The sequence below is a fragment of the Streptomyces sp. NPDC098101 genome, from assembly GCF_044760185.1.
Taxonomy (GTDB): domain Bacteria; phylum Actinomycetota; class Actinomycetes; order Streptomycetales; family Streptomycetaceae; genus Streptomyces.
Genome location: NZ_JBIWAS010000001.1, coordinates 441,960 through 456,659, shown reverse-complemented (window position 1 = coordinate 456,659; position 14,700 = coordinate 441,960). Strand labels below are relative to the sequence as shown.

13 protein-coding genes are annotated in these 14,700 nt (G+C 73.3%); 4 read left to right on the top strand and 9 right to left on the bottom strand.

The annotated features are described in order from the left end of the window. Positions 1-163: 163 nt before the first annotated feature. Positions 164-973 (top strand): serine protease, encoded by an 810-nt coding sequence (locus ACIQVI_RS01855; protein WP_351969256.1) that lies wholly within the window; start codon positions 164-166, stop codon positions 971-973. Here ACIQVI_RS01855 and ACIQVI_RS01850 read toward each other — a convergent pair. The 8 genes from ACIQVI_RS01850 to ACIQVI_RS01815 all read right to left on the bottom strand — a co-directional run bounded on the left by ACIQVI_RS01850 (position 927) and on the right by ACIQVI_RS01815 (position 9,714). Continuing rightward, positions 927-2,456, bottom strand: coding sequence for an NCS1 family nucleobase:cation symporter-1 (locus ACIQVI_RS01850; RefSeq protein WP_403589908.1), 1,530 nt, complete (start codon positions 2,454-2,456; stop codon positions 927-929). The genes ACIQVI_RS01855 and ACIQVI_RS01850 overlap by 47 nt on opposite strands. 164 nt (positions 2,457-2,620) lie before the next feature. Continuing rightward, on the bottom strand, positions 2,621-3,622 hold the full coding sequence (locus ACIQVI_RS01845) for a TIGR03842 family LLM class F420-dependent oxidoreductase (protein ID WP_351969258.1): 1,002 nt from the start codon (positions 3,620-3,622) through the stop codon (positions 2,621-2,623). An 11-nt stretch (positions 3,623-3,633) separates the two neighbouring features. Beyond that, positions 3,634-5,037, bottom strand: coding sequence for a dihydropyrimidinase (gene hydA / locus ACIQVI_RS01840; protein WP_403589906.1), 1,404 nt, complete (start codon positions 5,035-5,037; stop codon positions 3,634-3,636). Positions 5,038-5,086: 49 nt separating this feature from the next. Beyond that, positions 5,087-6,367 carry an aspartate aminotransferase family protein gene (locus ACIQVI_RS01835; RefSeq protein WP_403589904.1) on the bottom strand — a complete coding sequence of 427 codons (1,281 nt, stop codon included), beginning with the start codon at positions 6,365-6,367 and terminating at the stop codon, positions 5,087-5,089. Further along, positions 6,364-7,206: a nitrilase-related carbon-nitrogen hydrolase gene (locus ACIQVI_RS01830; RefSeq protein WP_403589902.1), complete on the bottom strand. Its 843-nt coding sequence runs from the start codon at positions 7,204-7,206 to the stop codon at positions 6,364-6,366. Before ACIQVI_RS01830 ends, ACIQVI_RS01835 begins: the two co-directional genes overlap by 4 nt. 229 nt (positions 7,207-7,435) lie before the next feature. Continuing rightward, positions 7,436-8,932 carry a UL36 very large tegument protein gene (locus tag ACIQVI_RS01825; protein WP_403589900.1) on the bottom strand — a complete coding sequence of 499 codons (1,497 nt, stop codon included), beginning with the start codon at positions 8,930-8,932 and terminating at the stop codon, positions 7,436-7,438. Between the two features lie 113 nt (positions 8,933-9,045). Continuing rightward, positions 9,046-9,429 (bottom strand): PPOX class F420-dependent oxidoreductase, encoded by a 384-nt coding sequence (locus ACIQVI_RS01820; RefSeq protein ID WP_403589898.1) that lies wholly within the window; start codon positions 9,427-9,429, stop codon positions 9,046-9,048. 33 nt (positions 9,430-9,462) lie between these two features. After that, positions 9,463-9,714: a helix-turn-helix domain-containing protein gene (locus tag ACIQVI_RS01815; RefSeq protein ID WP_121833151.1), complete on the bottom strand. Its 252-nt coding sequence runs from the start codon at positions 9,712-9,714 to the stop codon at positions 9,463-9,465. Between the two features lie 33 nt (positions 9,715-9,747). Here ACIQVI_RS01815 and map point away from each other — a divergent pair, with 33 nt between their 5' ends. Continuing rightward, positions 9,748-10,515 (top strand): type I methionyl aminopeptidase, encoded by a 768-nt coding sequence (gene map / locus ACIQVI_RS01810; RefSeq protein ID WP_351969265.1) that lies wholly within the window; start codon positions 9,748-9,750, stop codon positions 10,513-10,515. An 84-nt stretch (positions 10,516-10,599) separates the two neighbouring features. Here the strand turns inward: map and ggt are convergent, their stop codons facing one another. Next, entirely contained in the window at positions 10,600-12,402 is a 1,803-nt protein-coding gene (gene ggt, locus ACIQVI_RS01805; protein ID WP_403589895.1) for a gamma-glutamyltransferase, read from the bottom strand. Between the two features lie 116 nt (positions 12,403-12,518). Here ggt and ACIQVI_RS01800 point away from each other — a divergent pair, with 116 nt between their 5' ends. Beyond that, positions 12,519-13,271, top strand: a complete 753-nt coding sequence (locus tag ACIQVI_RS01800) for a hypothetical protein (protein ID WP_351969267.1) — start codon at positions 12,519-12,521, stop codon at positions 13,269-13,271. A gap of 123 nt (positions 13,272-13,394) precedes the next feature. Beyond that, on the top strand, positions 13,395-14,657 hold the full coding sequence (locus tag ACIQVI_RS01795) for a hypothetical protein (protein WP_403589893.1): 1,263 nt from the start codon (positions 13,395-13,397) through the stop codon (positions 14,655-14,657). The last annotated feature ends 43 nt before the right edge of the window (positions 14,658-14,700 follow it).

Sequence of the window (14,700 nt, the reverse complement as noted above, 5' to 3'; positions counted from 1 at the left end):
CCGCCCCGCCGCACACCAGTCCGGACCGTGTGCCCCGGTGACCGGATCCCGCCCGGTTCGTTGATGCCCACGCGGGCCGGAACGTGTGCGCGGGACGGGCAGAGGAAACGTCTTTGCACGCCGACGGCCCGGGGAAGACGGTGCCGACAGTTCGGAGTTCTCCATGGGATGGGCGCGGAAGCTCGTGGCCGCGGTCGCGGGTGTGGTGATGGGGGCGAGCCCGCTCGGGATCGCGCCGGCGTACGCGGTCGTCGGCGGCCAGGAGGCGCGGCCGCACCAGTACCCGTTCATGGCGGGGCTGGTGGACCTGAGGGAGCGGCGGGTGATGTGCGGCGGGGCGCTGATCGGCGACCGGTACGTGCTGACCGCCGCGCACTGCCTGACGGGCTCGTACGGCAGCACGGCGCGGGTGGGCGTGCTGCTCGGGGACCACGACCTGACGGCCGGGGACGACAGCCCGCACGCGCTCCTCGCCGCCCCGGCCCGGTTCCTGACGCACCCGGAGTACGACCCGGAGACCCAGCGGAACGACATCGCGCTCGTCCGGCTGGCCGAGCCGGTCGCCTTCAACCGGGACGTGCGCCCGGTCGCCCTGCCCACCGCGTACGCGCACGGCGCCTTCGACCACACGCAGGTCGAGGCCCCCGGCTGGGGCGCCACCTCGTTCGGCGGACGCGCCTCCGACGTCCTGCGGACGGTGACCCTCGGCACCATGAACAACCGGACGTGCGTCGACCGGGGCATGTCCCGGGTGACGTCCGCCCAGCTCTGCACGTACGCCCCCGGCCGGGACACCTGCCTGTACGACTCCGGCGGCCCCCTCGTCCACACGGCGGCCCGGAAGCCGTACCTGGTCGGTCTGGTCTCCTACGGGCGGGGGTGCGCCACCGACACCCCCGCCGTGAACACCCGCGTCTGGTCGTACCTCAGCTGGATCGGACGGGTGACGGGGCTGCCGTCCCGCGCCTCATGAGGGCGGTGTAGAGGAGCAGCGAGGCGGCGAGGCCCACCGCCCAGCCGTAGTCGGCGAGCGGTTTCAGGAAGGGGATCAGCCCGTCCTCGGGGAACGGGCCCGTGCCCGGGGCCGAGTGCGAGCCGCCGACGGCGAGGATCCCGCCGACCGCGAAGGCGAGGACGGCGACCGGGTTCCAGCCGCTCCGGTACCAGTAGGGGCCGTCGGCCCGGTAGAGCCCTTCGAGGTCGAGGACGGTGCGGCGGACGAGCCAGTAGTCGGCGATGAGGATCCCGGCGACCGTGCCGAGCAGCCCGCCGACCAGACCGAGCCAGGTGAAGATGTACAGCTCGGGGGTGGCGGTGAGCTTCCACGGCATGATGACCACGCCGACGACGCCGGTGATCAGCGCGCCCGTGCGGAAACTGATCAGCTTCGGGGCGAGGTTGGCGAGGTCGTACGCCGGGGAGACGACGTTCGCCGCGATGTTCACCGACAGGGTGGCGACCAGGACCGTCACCAGGGCGAAGAGCAGCCCGAAGACGTTGTCGGTCTTGGCCGCGAGCGCCACCGGGTCCCAGACGGGCGCCCCGTACACGGCCTGGGAGCCGGAGGTGACCAGGACGGACAGCAGCGCGAAGAGCGTCATGGTGGTGGGCAGGCCGAGGGTCTGGCCCCACACCTGGGCGCGCTGGCCCGCGCCGAAGCGGGTGAAGTCGGGGATGTTGAGGCTGAGGGTGGCCCAGAAGGCGATCATGCCCATCAGGGCCGGGAAGAAGACGGGCCAGAAGTCGGCGCCCCAGCCGAGTTTCGAGGGCTGGTCGAGGAGCGGGCCGAGGCCGCCGGCCTTGGCGGAGACCCAGACGAGGAGGACGAGCGCGCCGACGATGACGAAGGGCGCGGCCCAGTTCTCGAAGCGGCGCAGGGCCTCCATGCCCCGGTAGATGATGGCGAGTTCGAGGGCCCAGAAGAGGACGAAGCAGAGCCACAGGGTCCAGGGCTGGCCGCCGACGCGGGACGCCTCCGCCCAGCCGCCGAAGACCTTGTCGAGCAGGACGAAGACGCCCTGGCCGCCGATCCAGGTCTGGATGCCGAACCAGGCGCAGGCGACCCCGGCGCGGATCAGGGCGGGCAGGTTGGCGCCGCGCAGTCCGAAGGAGGCGCGGGCCAGGACGGGGAAGGGGATGCCGTACTTGGGTCCGGCGTGGCCGGTGAGCAGCATCGGGAGGAGGACGATCACATTGGCCAGGGCGATCGTCAGGACGGCCTGTTTCCAGTCCATGCCGAGGGCGACGAGACCGGAGGCCAGCATCCAGGAGGGGATGTTGTGGGCCATGCCGACCCAGAGGGCGGTGAAGTTGTACGTGGTCCAGCGGCGCCGTTCGACGGGGACGGGGAGCAGGTCGTCGTTGACGAAGCGGGGGTCGGCCGGGACCGTGCCGGGCGCGAGCTCGACACGGTCGTCGGCTATGGCGGGTCTTCCCGCGGGGGTGGTGGCGGTCATGGCGGCGGAACCCTTCGTTCGTTCGGCGGGGGGACGGAACGAGCCGTGCGGGGCGTGGGGGGTCCGGGAGGGGCGGGGTTTACGGGAGGAAGCGGGTCCGGAAGGGGCGGGGTTCACGGGCGGAGGGGGCCCGGGAGGGCCGGGGGTTTACGGGCGGAGGCGGGTCACGGGGTGAGGGCCGGGATGATCTCGGAGCCGTACGCGTCGATCGTGGCCTCCTTGGCGTCGTGCATCGCGTACACGGCGAACTGGTCCACGCCCATGTCCCGGAGCCGTCGCAGCTTCTCGACGTGGGCCTCGGCGGGGCCGAGGAGGCAGAAGCGGTCGACGATCTCGTCGGGGACGAAGTCGGTGGAGGGGTTCCCGGCGCGGCCGTGGTGGCTGTAGTCGTAGCCGTGCCGGTTCTTGATGTACGCGGTGAGCTCCTCCGGGACCATGCCCGAGTGCTCGCCGTACTTCTCCACCAGGTCGGCGACGTGGTTGCCGACCATGCCGCCGAACCAGCGGCACTGGTCCCGGGCGTGGGCCAGGTCGTCGCCGACGTACGCGGGGGCGGCGACGCAGATCGTGAGGGCGTCGGGATCGCGGCCGGCCTCGGTGGCGGCCTGCCGGACCGCCTTGACCATCCACTCGGTCAGGAAGGGGTCGGCGAGCTGGAGGATGAAGCCGTCGGCCTTCTGCCCGGCGAGGGCCAGGGCCTTGGGGCCGTACGCCGCCATCCACACCGGCAGCTTGCCGTTCTTGATCCAGGGGATGCGGATCGGGTTGCCGTCGACCTCGGCCTCGCGGCCCTCGGCGAGGTCGCGGATGACGTCGATGGCCTCGCCCAGGCGGGCCAGGGTGTTCGGCCTGCGTCCGGCGACGCGCATGGCGGAGTCGCCGCGGCCGATGCCGCAGACGGTCCGGTTGCCGAACATGTCGTTGAGGGTGGCGAAGGTGGAGGCCGTGACCTCCCAGGTGCGGGTGCCCGGGTTGGTGACCATGGGGCCGACGTGGAGCTTGGTGGTGTGTTCCAGGATCTGGCTGTAGACGACGAAGGGTTCCTGCCACAGCACGGCGGAGTCGAAGGTCCAGCCGTAGCGGAAGCCGTTGCGTTCCGCCCGGCGCATCAGGCCGACGACCTGCGAGGCGGGCGGGTCGGTCTGCAGGACGAGTCCGAAGTCCAAGGCGGGGTCTCCTAGTTCAGGTATTGACAGGTGGAGCGGGGGGTGAAGACCCCGTGCCCGGCGCGGCCGACGTACTTCCGCTGGTCGATGACGGGCTCGCCGCGCGAGAGGACCGTCTCGACCCGCCCGGTGACGGTCCTCCCCTCGTACGCCGAGTAGTCGACGTTCATGTGGTGGGTCTCGGCCGAGATCACCTGGGTGGCGTGCGGGTCGTAGATGACGACGTCGGCGTCGGCGCCCGGCGCGAGCGTGCCCTTCTGCGGGTAGAGGCCGAACATGCGGGCCGGGGCGGCGCAGGCGATCTCGATCCAGCGGCGCCGGGAGATGTGCCCGTCGACGACGGCCTGGTGGAGGAGGTCCATGCGGTTCTCCACCCCGGGAAGGCCGTTGGGGATCTTGGAGAAGTCGCCCCGGCCGAGGTCCTTCTGTCCGGTGAAGCAGAAGGGGCAGTGGTCGGTGGAGACCACTTGGAGGTCGTTCGTCCGCAGCCCCCGCCAGAGCGCCGCCTGGTGGTCCTCGGGCCGCAGGGGCGTGCTGCACACGTACTTGGCGCCCTCGAAGCCGGGCTCCGCGAGGTTGTCGGTGGAGAGGAAGAGGTACTGGGGGCAGGTCTCGCCGAAGACGGGGAGCCCCTTGTCGCGGGCGGCGGCCAGCTCGGCCACCGCCTCCTGGGCCGACACGTGCACGACGTACAGCGGGGCGCCGGCGACCCGGGCGAGCTGGATCGCGCGGTGGGTGGCCTCCGCCTCCAGGAGGGCCTTGCGGACCTCGCCGTGGTAGCGGGGGTCGGTCTCGCCCCGGGCGAGGGCCTGTTCGACGAGGACGTCGATCGCGATGCCGTTCTCGGCGTGCATCATGATCAGCCCGCCGTTCTCGGCGGAGCGCTGCATGGCGCGCAGGATCTTCCCGTCGTCGCTGTAGAAGACGCCGGGGTAGGCCATGAAGAGCTTGAAGGAGGAGATCCCCTCCTGGACCAGCTTGTCCATCTCCTTGAGCGTGTGCTCGTTGACGTCGGAGAGGATCATGTGGAAGGCGTAGTCGATCGAGCAGACGCCGTCGGCCTTGGCGTACCAGGCGTCGAGCCCCTCGCGCAGGGTGTGGCCCACGCTCTGGACGGCGAAGTCGACGATGGTGGTGGTGCCGCCCCAGGCGGCGGCGCGGGTGCCGGTCTCGAAGGTGTCGGAGGCGAAGGTGCCGCCGAAGGGCAGCTCCATGTGGGTGTGGGCGTCGACGCCGCCCGGGATGACGTAGCGGTCGGTGGCGTCGATGGTCCGGTCGGCGGTCCAGCCGGCCGCCGCGTCCGAGCCGTGGGCCGCGAGGGCGGCCACGCGGCCGTCCTCGATCAGCACGTCGGCGTGGACCTCGTCGGCGGCGGTGACGACGAGACCGCCCCGGATGAGGGTACGGGTGCTCACGGGACTCTCCCTGGTCGCTGAGTCGGAACTGCGGGGGCGGCTGACGGGGCTACAGGGAGCGGAGGGCCGCTTCGAGCAGGGCGGCGCCCTCCTCGGCCTCGGAGACGGTGAGGGAGAGCGGCGGGGCGATGCGCAGGGTGCTGGTGTCGTGTCCGCCGCCCTTGCCGATGAGCAGGCCGTTCTCGCGGGCCGCCTCCAGGACGGCGGCGGCCGCGTCCGGGTTCGCGCGGTCGGTGCCCGGTTCGGTGAGTTCGATGCCGATCATGAGGCCGCGGCCGCGCACCTCCCGTACGGCGGGGACTCCGGCGCACGCGGCCCTGATCCGTTCGATCAGGAGGCCGCCGACCCGGCGCGCGTTGCCCTGGAGGTCGTGCTCCAGGAGGTACGAGAGGTTGGCGAGCCCGGCGGCCATGGTGACCGGCGAACCGCCGAAGGTGGAGATGGAGTTGGCGTCGAGGCAGTTCATGACCTCGGCGCGGGCGACGACCCCGCCGACCGACATGCCGTTGCCGATGCCCTTGGCGAAGGTGAGGATGTCGGGCGGCCCGGCCTGGCCGTGGGCCTGCCAGCCCCAGAAGTGCTCGCCGGTGCGGCCCCAGCCGGTCTGCACCTCGTCCGCGATCCACAGGATGCCGTGCCGGTCCAGGACGCGGCGGAAGGCGGCGTACAGGCCGTCGGGCGGGGAGGTGAAGCCGCCGACGCCCTGGATGGGCTCCGCGATGAGGGCGGCGACGTTCCGGGTGTGGCCGAGGAGGTCTTCGAGGTCGGCGACGCAGGCCTCGACGAACCGCTCGTCGGTGTACTCGGCGTAGGGGCCCCGGGTGCGGACGCCGCCGTGCACGTAGAGCGTCTGGAGCGGGGAGAGGCCGGTGGGCGACCAGGCGCGGTTGCCGGTGATGCCGACGGTGGAGAAGGAGCGGCCGTGGTAGCTGTTGCGCATCGCCAGGATCTGGTTCGAGCCGCGGTACGCGGTGGCCAGGAGGAGGGCGGTGTCGTTGGCCTCGGTGCCGGAGGTGGTGAAGAAGACCCGGGCGTCGGGGATGCCGGAGAGCCCGGCGATCCGCTCGGCCAGCTCCACCATGGGCCGGTTGAGGTAGAGCGTCGAGGAGTGGATGATCCGCCCGGCCTGCTCGGCGACGGCCTTGGTGACCTCGGGCAGGGCGTGGGCGGTCATGGTGGTGAGGATGCCGCCGAAGAAGTCGAGGTACCTGCGCCCCTCGGCGTCCCAGACGTGGCGGCCCTCGCCGTGGGTGATCTCCAGGGGGTCGCGGTAGTAGAGGGCGACCCAGTCGGGGATGACGGCCCTGTGCCGGTCGTAGAGGTCGTTCACGGCTGCACCAGCCCGTCGTACGCGTCGGGGCGTCGGTCCCGGTAGAAGGCCCACTGCTGCCGGACCTGCTCGATGAGGCCGAAGTCGAGGTCGCGGACGACGAGCTCCTCGGCCTTGTCGGAGGCGACGTCGCCGACGAAGCGGCCGCGCGGGTCGACGAAGTAGCTGGTGCCGTAGAAGTCGTTGTCGCCGTACTCCTCGACGCCGACGCGGTTGATGGCGGCGACGAAGTACTCGTTGGCGACGGCGGCGGCGGGCTGCTCCAGCTGCCAGAGGTGGGCGGAGAGGCCGCGGTGGGTGGCGGACGGGTTGTAGACCAACTGGGCTCCGTTGAGCCCGAGTTCGCGCCAGCCCTCCGGGAAGTGGCGGTCGTAGCAGATGTAGACGCCGATCTTGCCGACGGCGGTGTCGAAGACCGGCCAGCCGGCGTTGCCCGGGCGGAAGTAGTACTTCTCCCAGAAGCCCTTGACCTGGGGGATGTGGTGCTTGCGGTACTTGCCGAGGTAGCTGCCGTCGGCGTCGATCACGGCGGCGGTGTTGTAGTAGAAGCCCTCGCCCTCGATCTCGAAGACGGGGACGACGATCACCATCCCGGTCTCGCGGGCGAGGTCCCGCATCCGGCTGACGGTCGGTCCGTCGGGGACGGGCTCGGCCCAGCGGTAGTGCTCGGCCTCCTGCACCTGGCAGAAGTAGGGGGCGTTGAACACCTCCTGGAAGCCGATCACCTCGGCGCCCTGGCGGGCGGCCTCCCGGGCGTACTCCTCGTGTTTGGCGATCATGGATTCGGTGTCGCCCGTCCAGGATGCCTGGACGAGCGCGGCGCGTACGACGTCGGTCATGAGCTGCTCCTTCGGCACGGCGTCAGAGAGCCTCTACGCACGTAGACGCGATGCGTAGGAGGAGAACGTAAGCCCCGTCACACCCCGGAGCAAGACCGCCGCCGTGAACCGGCCGGGTCGATCATGTTTCATACCCGAGTGGTCCACATCGGACACGTACCGACACGTGGGGAGGCGTACGGGTACGCCCACCGGTCCCGTACGGTCCGGCTCCGGCGGTCGCGGCCGCTCAGGCGCCCGCCAGGCCCGCCACGCGGAAGGCGTGGAGGAGGTCGCGCTCGCGGGAGCCGGACACCGCGCGGGCCGCGTCGAGGAGTTGGGGGACGAGGCCGCGCGGGTCGGCGCCCGCGAGGCGGGCCGCGTCCTCGGGGGCGCGGACGCGGACGAAGGCGGTCAGGAGGGCGTGGGCCTCGCGGTGGTGCTCCTCGGCGTGCAGGGCGGCGCAGGCCCCGGCCAGTTCCTCGACCGGGCGGGCCACGCCCTGGCGGAGGAGCTGCTCGCAGTCGGCCGCCCGGCCCGCGTCGGCGAGGACTCCGGCGACGGCGGCGAGCCGGTCGGGCGGTAGCGAGGCCGCCTCCCAGAGCAGGGTGGCCCAGTCGGCGTCGAGCCCGGCCCGGTGCAGTTCGTCGGCGAGGGCGGGCAGCCGGGCGGGCGGGCCGCCGAGCGCCTCGCAGAGCAGGACGTGGGCCTCGCCGCTGCGGCCCCGGGCACGGAGCCTGCGGAGGGCGTAGACGGCGTTCGCGGCGGCGCGGGCCGCCTCGGCGGGGTCCTCCGCCGGGCCGACGACCGGTCCCCCGCCCGGCCCCTCGGACCCGGCGCCTCCGAAGCGGGCACCCCGGGGTGCGGCGCCCCCTGCGGGGAGCACGGGAACGGGCGCGGGCTCGGGTACGGCCTCCCGCGCCTCGTCGCCCTCCTCCAGCCAGGCGTACCGGGCGCCCCGGGGGCGGCGTCCGGCCTTCCCGGCCTTCGCCGACCGCTCCGGTTTCGACGGGGGGCCGGGGGCGAAGGCCGGAGACGCGGCGGCGGGTGCCGGGGACGCGGCGGCGGGTGTCGCCGAAGCCGTCGCGGCCCGGCCGGCCTCAGGCGCCGAGGCCCAGTCGGCCGGAGCCGTCGTGATCCAGTCGGCCTCGGCCGTCGCGGCCCGCCCGGCCGCAGGCGTCGGGGTCACCGGCGGAGCCGGAGCGCGGCCCGCCGGGGCCCCGCCCTCCGGGATCGGCCCCCGTCCCCGCTCCCCCGTCCCCGCGAGCCGTGCCGTCAGTTCCGTGACGCGGGCGACCGCCCTGGCCCGGTCGTCGTGGGTCCAGGCGAGGTCGTGCTCCAGGCGGGCGGCCTCCTCGGGGTCCGGGCCCGGGACCGCGCGGAGCCGTTCGAGCAGTTCGCGGGCGCGGGACTCGGCGTACCGGCGTTCGCGCTCCATGAGTTCCCGGCGTTCGGCGAGCGCCGCCGCCGCGCCGGGCCGGCGGTCGTGGGCGCCCGCGGCCGCCGCGTACAGGGCGCGGCCCCGGGCCGCGAAGGGCCCGCCGGCGGGCTCCCCGGCGTCCTGGAGCAGGGACGAGACGACGTCCCAGGGCAGCAGTTCCGTACCGTCGAGACAGGCGCGCAGGCCCTCCGGGTCGCGCGCGGCGAAGACCCCGTACCAGCCGTCGTCCGGCCGGAGGCGGGCCGTGAGGCCCGCCAGCCAGTGGGTGAACTCGGCGACTTCCACCGGCTGCTGACTCACCGTCATGCGTTACGCACCTGCCCCGCGGTCGACTGGAACCGTACGGTCCGCGGGTATTGGACCGCAGTCGTGTTACGGGACGACTACGGACCGTTTTCGTGCGGGTGCCCGCCCTCCCCTCACGGGAAGCGCACGACGATCCCGGTGTGCGGGCGCTTGCCGAGCCGGAAGACGGTGGCGGGCACGTCGATGAACCAGAACTGCCAGGTGTACTTGCGCAGGAGCAGCTTCCGGACGCGGCGCAGCTCCTCGCCCGTCACGAGGCGGGCCTCGCCGGTCACGCGCGCGGCGCCCTCGGGGACTTTTCCGCGCACGTCGCAGACGGCGGCCTCGACCCGGGGGTCGTTCCGCAGCCGCTTGACCTTCCAGGAGTCGGTGCGGGTCCAGGCGTACAGCTCGGAGCCCTCCACCGCGTACCAGACGGGCGTCGCGACCCCCGTGCCGTTCTTCCGGAAGGTGGTGAGACTGACGTAGCGGCCGCGCCGCAGTTCCTCGGGAATCATGCCCGGAGCCTAAGCCCGGGGGTGTTCCGCCGCTCAGACGGGGACCGGGACGCAGTGCGCCACCAGTTCGTCCATGGAGAGGTCGAGGACTCCGGCGAGGGCCGCGACGGTGAAGAAGGCGGGGGTCGGGGCCCGGCCGGTCTCGATCTTGCGGAGGGTCTCGGCGGAGAGGCCGGCGGCGGCGGCGATCTCGGCCATGGACCGCTCGCCGCGCGCCGCGCGCAGGAGCAGGCCCAGGCGCTCGCCGCGCTCGCGCTCTTCGGGGGTCAGGGGTGTGCGCACCATGGGGACCATTCTAATACCGGTATAGTAATTGGCATGGTGGAGATCAAGACGAACGAATCCCTGGCGGCCATGCGGGAGGCCGGGCGGGTGGTGGCCCGTGCCCTGGCGGCCGTGCGGGAGGCGGCGGCGCCCGGTGTCCGGCTGACGGACCTCGACCGGGTCGCGCGCGAGGTGCTGGACGGGGCGGGCGCCGCCTCGCCCTTCCTCGGCTACCGCCCGGAGTGGGCGCCGGTGCCGTTCCCGGCGGTGGTGTGCCTGTCGGTGAACGACGCGATCGTGCACGGCGTCCCGGACGACACCCGGCTCGCGCCGGGCGACCTGGTGTCGGCGGACTGCGGGGCGCTGCTCGGCGGCTGGGCGGGCGACTCGGCCGTCAGCTTCACGGTCGGCCGGGCCCGGCCGGAGGACGCCCGGCTGATCGCCACGGCGGAGGAGGCCCTGGAGGCCGGCATCGCGGCGGCCGTCGTCGGCAACCGGATCGGGGACATAGCGCACGCGATCGGCCGGGTCTGCCGGGCCGCCGGATACGGCATCCCGGACGGCTTCGGCGGGCACGGCATCGGCCGCACCATGCACGAGGACCCGGGCGTCCCCAACGAGGGACGCCCGGGCCGGGGCATGAAGCTGCGCCACGGGATGACGCTGGCGATCGAGCCGATGCTCGTCGGCGGCGGCACCGACGACTACTACACGGCGCGGGACGGCTGGACGATGCGCACGGTCGACGGCTCGCGCGCCGCCCACGCCGAGCACACGGTGGCGATCACGGACGACGGCCCGCGCGTCCTGACGGCGCTGTAGGCGCCGCCGATCACCGCCCCGCCAGTCAGCGCCCTGCCAGTCACCGCGCCACCGATCACCGCCCGCCAGTCACCGCGCCGCCGGTCACCGCCCCGCCGGCCGGACCACCATCGCGGAGCCGCCGCCCCGGCGGACCTTCTCCGCCGCGGCCACCCAGCGGCCGTCCGGCAGGCGCTGGACGCCGGTCGCCGCGCCGATCTCCGGGTTCTGCCGGAAGCCGTGCCCGATCGCCTCCAGATCGGCGCGGACGGGGCTGTTCCACAGGCCGGGTTCGAGCTCGGTGGTGGTCTGGTTGCGCTGGCTGGCGCGCGGCGCGGCGATCGCCTCGACCAGCGGCAGGCCCCGGTCGACGACCCCGGTGAGGGTCTGCAGGACGGTGGTGATGATGGTCGCGCCGCCCGGCGAGCCGAGCGCGAGGACGGGCCGGTCGTGACGGTCGAGGACGATCGTCGGGGAGATCGAGGAGCGCGGCCGCTTGCCGGGGCCGGGCAGGTTCGGGTCGTGCACGGCCGGGTTCGCCGGGGCGAAGGAGAAGTCGGTCAGCTCGTTGTTGAGCAGGAAGCCCCGGCCGGGCACGGTGATCCCGCTGCCGCCGGTGGACTCGATGGTGAGGGTGTAGGCGACGACGTTGCCCCACTTGTCGGCCACCGTCAGGTGGGTGGTGTTCTCGCCCTCGTACGTGGTCGGGGCGGCGGTCCCGCCGGGGGCGCAGGCCGCCGGGTCGCGCGGGTCGCCGGGCGCGAGCGGGCTGGTCAGGACGGCGTCGTCGCGGATCAGGCAGGCGCGGGAGTCCGCGAACCGCTGGGAGAGCAGGCCGCGCGTCGGCACGGACTCGAAGGCCGGGTCCCCGACCCAGCGGCCCCGGTCGGCGAAGGCGATGCGGCTCGACTCGATGAAGCGGTGCAGGTAGCGGGCCTGCGACGCGCGGGAGAGGTCGGTGCGCTCCAGGATGTTGAGCGCCTCGCCGACGCTGGTGCCGCCGGAGGAGGAGGGGGCCATGCCGTAGACGTCGAGCCCCCGGTACGCGACCTTCGTCGGCGTGCGGAACACCGTCCGGTACGAGGCCAGGTCGCGCTCCGTCAGGTCGCCGGGGCGGACGTTCCGGGTGGCCCCGGGCCGGACGGGGGGCGTGCGGACGGTGGTGACGATGTCCCGGGCGAGCGGCCCCTTGTAGAGCGCGCCGACGCCCTCGCGGCCGAGCTTCTCGTACGTACGGGCCAGGTCCGGGTTCCTGAAGCGGGAGCCGACCGCGGGAAGTTGCCCGCCGGGCAGGAAGAGGGCCGAGGAGGCGGGGAAGTCGCGGAAGCGGGCCTCGTTGGCGGCCGTCTGGGAGCGGAAGGTCTCGTCGACGGTGAAGCCCTCGCGGGCGAGGCGTTCGGCGGGTGCGAGGAGGGTGGAGAGGCGCTTGCTGCCCCAGGCGTCGAGGGCGGACTTCCAGGTCGCCGGGGTGCCGGGGGTGCCGACGCCGCGCCCGCTGGTCATGCCCTCCTCGAAGGGGATGGGGACGCCGTTCTCCCTGAAGAGGTTCGCGTCGGCGGAGCGGGGCGCGGTCTCGCGGCCGTCGACGGTGTGCACGCTGCGGCTCTTCGCGTCGTAGTAGACGAAGTAGCCGCCGCCCCCGATGCCGGCCGAGTAGGGCTCGGTGACGCCGAGCGCGGCCGCGACGGCGACGGCGGCGTCGACCGCGTTGCCGCCCTTGCGGAGGATCTCGATCCCGGCGGCCGAGGCGTCGGCGTCGACGCTGGCGACGGCTCCGCCGTAGCCGGTCGCGACGGGCTCCTTGAGGGGCGGTTTCGCCACCGCCGCCGGTGGCGCGGCGGCGCCCATCGAGAGGACCGTCGCCGTGACGGCGAGAACGGAGACCTTGCCAGCGGCGGAGCGACGCATTCGTACCTCCAGTCAACAACCGTCCGCGCAGCGTAACTTCCTCCCGCCCCTCCCGTCAGGAACGCCTCGAACGGGATCTCGAACCGGAAGCCGGACGGCCGCTACCATGCGCGCCCATGAACGAAGACGTGCGCAACATCGTGCTCGGGGTGCTCGCCACCGGCGTCAGCGCCACCCTCGGCTGGCTCGGCCGTACCTACCGGTGGCGGCGCGGGCTCCGCCGCAAGCAGGCGTTCTTCGGGCTGCCCGGCGGCTCGGAGTGCCTGCTCGTGGTCAACAGGGAGTCCGGCGGGGACAACGTGGTGCACCGCTACGACGTCTTCGCGATGCTCGAACTCTCCGCGCTGATCAAGGACTGCGGCGCGCAGGCCCGCATCCTGCCGCAGGACCAGACCCACCAGGGCTTCGGCGACCGCACCGAATTCTGCGTGGGAGGCCCGTATTCGAACAGGCGCATGGCCGCCCACCTGACGACCCTGCTGCCGGGCGTGCAGGTGAACGTGGACGTCGAGCCGTCCGAGGTGCGGGGCTCGATCACGATAGGCGGCGAGCGGTACCTGATGGAGAAGGGCCTTTCGGAGTACGTGATCCTGGCCCGGCTGACGGCCGGGGAGGGCCACCGGCCGGTCTTCCTCTTCTGCGGCCAGCGGGCGATCACCAACCAGGCGGCGACCCGCTATCTGGCCCGCCACCACGAGACCCTGGCCCGCCGTCACCGCGGCGGCTCGTTCGTGCTGCTCCTGAAGGTGGTCAACTCGGAGGCGTACGGCCCCGACGTGGTGGAGCTGGTGGCCGACGTGACGCGCGCGGCCCGTACGGCTCCCCCGGCGCCCGAGCCCTCCGCCGCCGAACCGGCGGCAGCGGCCTGACCGGAGGGGTCCGAGGGGGTGAAGACGTCACCATCATGACAGGTCAGAGGCGTTTTTCGTAGGACCGAACGCACAGTTCGCGCGCCTTGTCCGGCCCCTCCCCCGGCTTCCAGAATCTCCGTCATGAATCACTCCGGGAACATCAGTCAGAACATCGATCAGGACGCGGTCCTGCGGGCGAGGACGATGCTGCTCGGATCGGGGCGGCTCGGCCTGCCCCAGGAGGTCGAGGCGTACCGGGTCCTCGCGAAGGTGAGCCCGGCGGCGTATCTGCCGAAGCTGGTCGGGGCGCTGGGCCGGTACGGGTACGAGGTGGGGCGCAGGCGCGGCCCGGAGCGGGAACTGGTGCTGTACGCGGAGGCCGTGGACGCGGCCCGCCGCATCCGCGCCGACCACCCGAGGAGGACGGTCCTGCTCCTCGGGGCCCTGGGGGACTACGAACGCACGCTCTTCGAGCTGGGTCGGCGGGCCGAGGGGCGCGCGGTCTGCGAGGAGATGGCCGAGGCCGGGCGGGTCGGCTTCGAGCGGGGACAGGCGGCGCACCCGGTGCACGGAAGCGGTCGGCTGGCCGTCGTACTGGCCGAGGAGGGGCGCCACGGGGAGGGGGCGGGCCTGCGGATGCGGTATGCCGGTGCGGAGACGGAGGTCTCCTTCTGGTCGGCGGTCGCGCGGACGGCGGAGCTGGAGGCGGCCGGGCGGCGCGAGGAGGCGGCGGCGGTCTTCACCGGGCTCGTGGACGACACGCGGCGGGAGACGGAGAGCGACTCCGCCGCACTGGCCCACCTGGTGTGGGAACTCGTCCACCGCTCCCGGATGCTGGACGCCGCCGGACGGCACGGGCAGGCCGGTGCGGACCGGCGGGAGGCCCTGACGGTCCTCGACCGGCTCGCGGAGTCCGGCGAGCCCAGGAGCTGGAGCAACATCCTCTCCTGGTGGACCACTCTGTACGCCCTGTCGGCCCGGACGGTGGAGCCTCCCGCGTCGCCGGAGGCCCCGGCACCGGCGTTCGGCATCCACCTCCACCACTGGTCGCGGGACGTGCGGAAGGCCTACTTCGACGGCATCCCCGCCCTGGAGGCCGAGGCCGCGCGCCTGGCGGAGGCGGGACGGCTCACCGAACTCGCGGCCGCGCACCACCGGCTGACCGTGCGGTCCGCCCTCTTCCACGAGAACCGCACCCATCGGATCGAGGAACCCCTCCGCCCCCTCTTCGACGAGGAGGTGGCGCTCGCCCGGCGCGTAGCAGAAGGACTCCCCCGGGCCCTGACCGACCGGGCGATGTTCCTCGTCGCGGCCAAGCGGTACGAGGAGGCGCGGGCGGACTTCGCGGAGGCCGTGGGCCTGCTCGACGGCGCCGACCGGACGCCAATCGTTACCGCCACGTAACTTACCGGGGAGTTACCTCGGGTAAGTCCCCGCCGTTACCGTC

What these genes read in the sequence shown, in the direction of transcription:
- ACIQVI_RS01855 (WP_351969256.1), top strand. Translation starts at nt 164, where the DNA reads ATGGGATGGGCGCGGAAGCTCGTGGCCGCGGTCGCGGGTGTGGTGATG.
- ACIQVI_RS01795 (WP_403589893.1), top strand. Translation starts at nt 13,395, where the DNA reads ATGAATCACTCCGGGAACATCAGTCAGAACATCGATCAGGACGCGGTC.
- ACIQVI_RS01825 (WP_403589900.1), bottom strand. Translation starts at nt 8,932, where the DNA reads ATGACGGTGAGTCAGCAGCCGGTGGAAGTCGCCGAGTTCACCCACTGG.
- ACIQVI_RS01815 (WP_121833151.1), bottom strand. Translation starts at nt 9,714, where the DNA reads ATGGTGCGCACACCCCTGACCCCCGAAGAGCGCGAGCGCGGCGAGCGC.
- ACIQVI_RS01820 (WP_403589898.1), bottom strand. Translation starts at nt 9,429, where the DNA reads ATGATTCCCGAGGAACTGCGGCGCGGCCGCTACGTCAGTCTCACCACC.
- map (WP_351969265.1), top strand. Translation starts at nt 9,748, where the DNA reads ATGGTGGAGATCAAGACGAACGAATCCCTGGCGGCCATGCGGGAGGCC.
- ggt (WP_403589895.1), bottom strand. Translation starts at nt 12,402, where the DNA reads ATGCGTCGCTCCGCCGCTGGCAAGGTCTCCGTTCTCGCCGTCACGGCG.
- ACIQVI_RS01800 (WP_351969267.1), top strand. Translation starts at nt 12,519, where the DNA reads ATGAACGAAGACGTGCGCAACATCGTGCTCGGGGTGCTCGCCACCGGC.
- ACIQVI_RS01830 (WP_403589902.1), bottom strand. Translation starts at nt 7,206, where the DNA reads ATGACCGACGTCGTACGCGCCGCGCTCGTCCAGGCATCCTGGACGGGC.
- ACIQVI_RS01850 (WP_403589908.1), bottom strand. Translation starts at nt 2,456, where the DNA reads ATGACCGCCACCACCCCCGCGGGAAGACCCGCCATAGCCGACGACCGT.